General features: G+C 65.7%; 9 protein-coding genes. 8 read left to right on the top strand and 1 reads right to left on the bottom strand.

Annotation, left to right across the window (positions count from 1 at the left end; translation table 11 throughout):
- The 8 genes from WBV89_RS07965 to WBV89_RS07930 form a co-directional block, all read left to right on the top strand.
- Positions 1-575 (top strand): 4Fe-4S dicluster domain-containing protein (locus WBV89_RS07965; protein WP_423980798.1); only part of this gene is annotated, 575 nt, incomplete at its 5' end.
- The gene (locus WBV89_RS07960) at positions 572-1102 is read left to right on the top strand and encodes a ubiquinol-cytochrome c reductase iron-sulfur subunit (protein ID WP_423980797.1); all 531 of its coding nucleotides are present in this window, start codon (positions 572-574) and stop codon (positions 1100-1102) included. The genes WBV89_RS07965 and WBV89_RS07960, both read left to right, overlap by 4 nt.
- Before the next feature lie 30 nt (positions 1103-1132).
- Positions 1133-1336, top strand: coding sequence for a DUF6755 family protein (locus WBV89_RS07955; protein WP_423980796.1), 204 nt, complete (start codon positions 1133-1135; stop codon positions 1334-1336).
- Positions 1333-2400, top strand: coding sequence for a tellurite resistance/C4-dicarboxylate transporter family protein (locus WBV89_RS07950; protein ID WP_423980795.1), 1068 nt, complete (start codon positions 1333-1335; stop codon positions 2398-2400). Before WBV89_RS07955 ends, WBV89_RS07950 begins: the two co-directional genes overlap by 4 nt.
- A gap of 11 nt (positions 2401-2411) precedes the next feature.
- Positions 2412-2768: a VOC family protein gene (locus WBV89_RS07945; protein ID WP_423980794.1), complete on the top strand. Its 357-nt coding sequence runs from the start codon at positions 2412-2414 to the stop codon at positions 2766-2768.
- 61 nt (positions 2769-2829) lie between these two features.
- Positions 2830-3261 carry a pyridoxamine 5'-phosphate oxidase family protein gene (locus WBV89_RS07940; protein ID WP_423980793.1) on the top strand — a complete coding sequence of 144 codons (432 nt, stop codon included), beginning with the start codon at positions 2830-2832 and terminating at the stop codon, positions 3259-3261.
- Between the two features lie 104 nt (positions 3262-3365).
- Positions 3366-4124 (top strand): DUF1971 domain-containing protein, encoded by a 759-nt coding sequence (locus WBV89_RS07935; protein WP_423980792.1) that lies wholly within the window; start codon positions 3366-3368, stop codon positions 4122-4124.
- 62 nt (positions 4125-4186) lie between these two features.
- Positions 4187-5059 carry an alpha/beta fold hydrolase gene (locus WBV89_RS07930; RefSeq protein ID WP_423980791.1) on the top strand — a complete coding sequence of 291 codons (873 nt, stop codon included), beginning with the start codon at positions 4187-4189 and terminating at the stop codon, positions 5057-5059.
- 17 nt (positions 5060-5076) lie between these two features.
- Here the strand turns inward: WBV89_RS07930 and WBV89_RS07925 are convergent.
- On the bottom strand, positions 5077-5521 hold a 445-nt coding region (locus tag WBV89_RS07925; protein ID WP_423980790.1), incomplete at its 5' end, for an HNH endonuclease signature motif containing protein.

The raw sequence follows: 5521 nt of genomic DNA, 5'->3' as shown, positions 1-5521 counted from the left end.
AGGCCTGCGTGCAGGCGTGCATGGAATGCGGGACCCATCGAGGACAGTCACTGATCCATCTCGAGAAACTCGATCGGGCGACGTCCACCCAGACCGCACCGATGGTGTGCATGCACTGCGAGGACCCCACCTGCGCCCAGGTCTGTCCGGCCGACGCGATCAAGCAGACCGAGGACGGCATCGTGCAGTCGGCACTCAAACCACGCTGCATCGGGTGTTCGAACTGCGTCATCGCCTGCCCGTTCGGGGTTCCGAAGTACATCGCCGACTTCGACCAGATGATGAAGTGCGACATGTGCACCGATCGCACGTCGGAGGGGCTCAAGCCGATGTGTGCGTCGGTGTGCCCGAGCGAGGCGCTCTGGTACGGCACGATCGAGCAGTTCAACGACACGCGACGCGGCTCGCTGCTGCGCGACTTCATGTTCGGCCGACAGGAGGTGCGCACGAAGGTCTACACCGTCGTCGATGATCTCGCCGGCGGGCCGATCGACGTCGTCGGCGGCACTGCGACATCGTGGCTCGACGACCCGTTCGGCCTCGAGGAAGGTGGAGGAGGAACGGTGCCGTCATGAGTGAACACGTCGACGTCGAAGCCGTTCCGGTCGACCCGCCGATCTGGAAGCGCGACTTCCCCTATGAGGCCGAATCCGAAGAGGAGGTGACGCGCCGCGAGTTCGCGCGCTACCTGCTGCTCGGTGCGGGAACCATGGCTGCCGCCAACGTGGGACTCGCAGCCTGGACCCAACTGCGCAGCATCAACACCGGTGAGCCGATGGAGATCATCGCGCTCGACGAGGTGTCCGTCGGCGGGACCTACCTGTTCCGCTATCCGACCGATGCCGATCCCGCAGTGCTGCTGCGTGTCGACGACGCACAGGTCGTGGCGTTCAGTCAGAAGTGCACCCATCTCGGCTGCGTCGTCTACTTCGAACCCGACCACGACCGCTGGCACTGCCCGTGCCACGAAGGCAACTTCGAACCGGTGACGGGCGAGGTCATCTCCGGTCCCCCGACGCGACCGCTCGGCAAAATCGAGGTCGAGGTACGCGACGACGGCCGGATCTGGGCGCTCGGCAAGGTCTCGGAGCACTACGAGTGATCGTCGTGGCAGAGTGATGGGAGTTTCGGCGTGAGGGTCACCAATCGCAGCAACCGGTCGTCATCGGCCGTCCTGATCTACGTGATCATCCTCGTCTCGTTCCAGGTGTTCCTGATGACGATCGCGGTCGAGGCGTTCATGGACGACGACGAAGCTCTCGCCTGGTCGACGGCGGGCGTCTCGGTCGTGATGGCCGCAGCCGCATTCGCGTTCATCCGATACCTCCGACCGTGAGCGCGGACAGCGAGGTCCTCGCGGCCGAACCGTCGCCATCGCCATCGCCGATCGCCACGCTGTTCCCCGGCTATTTCGCGCTCGTCATGGCGACGGGAATCGTCGCGATCGCGCTCGATCAGCAGGACATCACGTGGCTGTCCACGGCGCTCTACTGGATCGCAGCGATCGGCTATGTCGTGTTGGCCGCGATGCTCATCGCTCGAATCGTCCTCTTTCGGTCGCGCTTCATGGCCGATGTGACCAACCACGCCAAAGGTTTCGCATTTCTCACGACGGTCGCGGGGATCAACGTCCTCGGCGCGGCCAGCGGCATCATCCACGGCTGGTGGGACCTCGCACTCGTCCTGTGGTGGATCGGCGTCGTGCTGTGGGTGATCTTCACCTACATCACGCTCATCTCGGTGGTGATCCTCGACGGGAAGCCCGGCCTCGAGAACGGCATCAACGGCACCTGGTTCCTCCTCACGGTCGCCACCCAGTCGATCGCCGTGCTCGGCGCACTGTTGTTGCCGATGCATCCGAGTACCGCCTTGACGTTCACCGTGCTGTGCTGCTTCACGGTGGGCATCGTGCTGTACCTGATCGTGATGACGATGGTGTTCCTGCGCTGGACGTTCACGAAACTCACCGCAACCGAGGTCGACCCGCCCGCATGGATCGCTGCCGGTGCCGTGGCGATCACGGTGCTCGCCGGGTCCAACATCCTGATCGCACGAGACGCGTCGGAACGCATCGAGTTGCTCGTTCCGTTCATCGAGGGGATGGTCATCCTCGCGTGGGCCACGGCGACGTTCTGGTTTCCGTTGATGGTCGCGATCGGAGTGTGGCGACACCTGGTCAAACGCGTGCCGTTGCGCTACCACCCGTCGTACTGGTCACTCGTCTTCCCCATCGGCATGTACAGCGCCGCGACGTTTCGGATGCGCCAGGCGACCGACCTCGAGATCCTGGGCTGGCTGCCGAAGCTCGCCCTCGCCGGCGCGTTCGTGGCCTGGTCCGCCACCGCCTTCGGCATCGCCCACCTGGGCGTGACGACCGCACGCGGACGGCGTCGGACATAGGGCGGCACGCGATGAAGCTCGACCGCACGAACACGATCCTGTACTGCTCGACGTGGGACGAGACGGTGGATTTCTACCGCGACGTGATCGGCCTCGAAACGTCCTTCGAGAACGACTGGTTCGTCGAGTTCGCTCTCGGTCCCGGAGCGTTCCTCAGCATCGCCGACACCGCGCGGGCGACGATTCCTTCAGCCCACGGTGCCGGCATCACGCTCGGCTGGCAGGTGACCGACCTCGACGTCGAGCGGACACGCCTCGTCGACCGCGGCGTCGCCTGCACGCCGATCGCACAACGCTGGGGTGCGCGGACGACGTACCTCCTCGATCCGGAGGGAAACCGCATCGAACTGTGGTCACCGCTGGACTGACGAAACGATCGGGGTCTTTCGCCTCTGGCGTCAGGCCACCAGATCGAGGTTCGATTCATCCATGAACCCGACCGCGAAATCCAGCCTCGACGAGCTCTCGGCCTCGATCTGCTGGGCACTGCTGCGCCAGGTGGGGCTCGGTCGGATCGCGATGAACGGACCGACCGGCGAGATCGAGGTCTTTCCGGTGAACTTCGTCGTCGATCACGGCAGTGTCGTCTTCACGACCGGGGCCGGGACGAAGTTGTCGCTCGCGCTCGACGGAGGGAGGGCCACGTTCGAGGCCGATTCCGTCGATCGCGGAACCGCGTGGAGCGTGGTCGCGAAGGGTCCGATGAACGTCGTCCACCTCCACGAGGAGCTGATCGAGTCGTTCGAGCTGAACGTGCGCTCCTGGCATGCGGGATCGAAGCCGAGCTATGTCCGGCTGGTCCCGGACATCATCACGGGTCGCCGCTTCGAGTACGACACCGCCGACACGCTCATCGGCTGACATCGCGCCGTTCGCACGACCGCGACAGGGTGAGCGATGTGTGAAGATCGCTCCGTGAGCACTCCATCCTCCTCGACGACCGATCCCAGAGAGAGGTCGGCACCATGACCGAACCAGTCCTCCCCGCCCACCTGGTCGAGGCCCGACGAACCCCGTTGTTCGACTTCCGTTCGCTCCCCGACCCATTGGCCGAATCCCACCGCACCACCGTCTGGGCGCAGATGCTCGTCCAGGCCGGAAGTGTCCGGTACATCGACCTCGACGGCGAGGAACGGCGCGACGTGATCATCGAGGCGGGCGACGGTGCAGCAATCGTTCCCGGAATCGAACACATGGTGGAGCCGTCGACCGATGCACAGTTCTTCATCCAGTTCTACCGCGAGCCCGACGCTCCGATCGTTCCCGGCGAAGTTCCAGCAGACGCGCGCCACCGTTCCGGGCCGTGGGAACACCGAGGCCGAGACCTCGACACGACCGACGAGATCTTCGAGATGGTGACCCGGCAGTACGTCGACGTGGTCCAGGACGAGCTGCTCGAGCCCTACTTCGACTTCGAGCCCGGCTTCATCGACTGGCAGAGCCACATCGCCACCGTGGCCGACTACTGGTGTCACGTGCTCCTGTACACGCCCGACTACGAAGTCGACGTCATCGAGATCCACCGCCACCTCCACGAGCACGCCGCCTTCACTCCCGAACTGATCGACCGATGGCTGCAGGTCTTCGAGGACACCGTGGACGGCGGCTGGACGGGACCCAACACCGAGCACGCCAAGAAGCTCGCCATCGGAGTCAGCTGGGCCATGGCACACCGACTCCTCGGCCCCGGCGTCTGGGTCCACCCCCGGAATCGGGAGCTCTGACCGCCGCGTCGGCGTCGAGCCGAACGGTGGCGCGCTCTCCGCCGATGTGTGATGATCGATCCGTGAGCGCTCAACGGTCCTCGTTCGTCTCGTCGGCTGATGGAACGACCATCGCCACCTATTCGTGGGTCGACACCGCCGATACTCCGCGCGGCGCCGTTCAGATCGCACACGGTCTCGCCGAGCACGGAGCCCGCTACGACCGGTTCGCGACGGCATTGAACCACGCGGGCTTCCTGGCGTTCGCCACCGACCATCGGGGCCACGGTCACACCGGCCGCGAACGGTTGGGGGACTTCGGACGCGCGGGTTTCGACGGTTTGATCGCCGACGTCGCCGAGTACGGAGCGGCGATCGCGGAGGACCACAGCACCATCCCGTTGTTCCTGTTCGGCCATTCGATGGGTTCGTTCGCATCGCAGGCGGTGATCGCCGACGGCGCCGAGCCGTATGCGGGGGTCGTGCTGTCCGGGTCGACGGCGCTCGACGTCCTCGCCGCAGGACTCGCCGAGTCCGAGGGGCCTGCCGGTCTCGAAGCGTTCAACGCCGGCTTCGAACACCGCACCGGGTACGAATGGCTGTCCCGCGACGAGTCCGAGGTGGACGCCTACGTCGCCGATCCCTGGTGCGGATTCGCCCTTCCCGACAAGATGGTCCCCTCGCTGTTCGCTCCCGCCGCCCGCCTGGCCGACCCCGCCGTACTGGGGGCCATCCGCAGCGACCTCCCGCTCCTGATCACCTCCGGCACCGACGACCCGCTCGCCGGAGGCGGCCAGTTGGTCGAACTCCTCGGGCAGCGCTACCGCGACGCCGGCCTCGGCGACGTGACGGTGACCCTGTACCCCGGTGGTCGCCACGAAATCCTCAACGAGACGAACCGGGACGATGTCACCGCCGACATCATCGACTGGCTGACGCTCCACGTGAGTGACTGACCGCCGACGGCAACCGGCTACGCAGTGCGTTTGCGTCGGGCGGGATCGTCGTTGAAGGAGAGCCAGCGGAAGTCGAGGCGTTCGCCGAGAGGGTGCTGCCAGGTGCCCCGGATCGGGGGTGGAGGTGCCCCGATGGGCTCGGGTCTGGTGCCGCTGTCGGTGAGCAATCTTTCGTTGTCGTCGGTGAATTCGACCGCGTCGATGTCGGCGTTGCCGGTGATCCCGAGGCGACCCTGGTGGTGCTGTCGGTGATGCTTGGGACACAGACAGATCAGATTTGCTGTATCGGTCGGTCCGCCGTCGGCCCAGTGGATGATGTGGTGGACCTCGACGTGTCGGCCGTTGCGACACCCGGGCACCCGGCATCCTCCGTCGCGGTACTCGACGATTCGTCGAGTCCGGTCGGGGACGATGTGCTGGGTGCGCCCGACCGAGACCGCGACACCGTGGTGCCACGTGATC

Origin of the sequence: Ilumatobacter sp., from assembly GCF_049588435.1 — a bacterium.
Classification (GTDB): Bacteria; Actinomycetota; Acidimicrobiia; order Acidimicrobiales; family Ilumatobacteraceae; genus Ilumatobacter_A.
The sequence above is the reverse complement of the archived record's forward strand: the minus strand, read 5'-3'. Positions and strand labels throughout refer to the sequence as shown.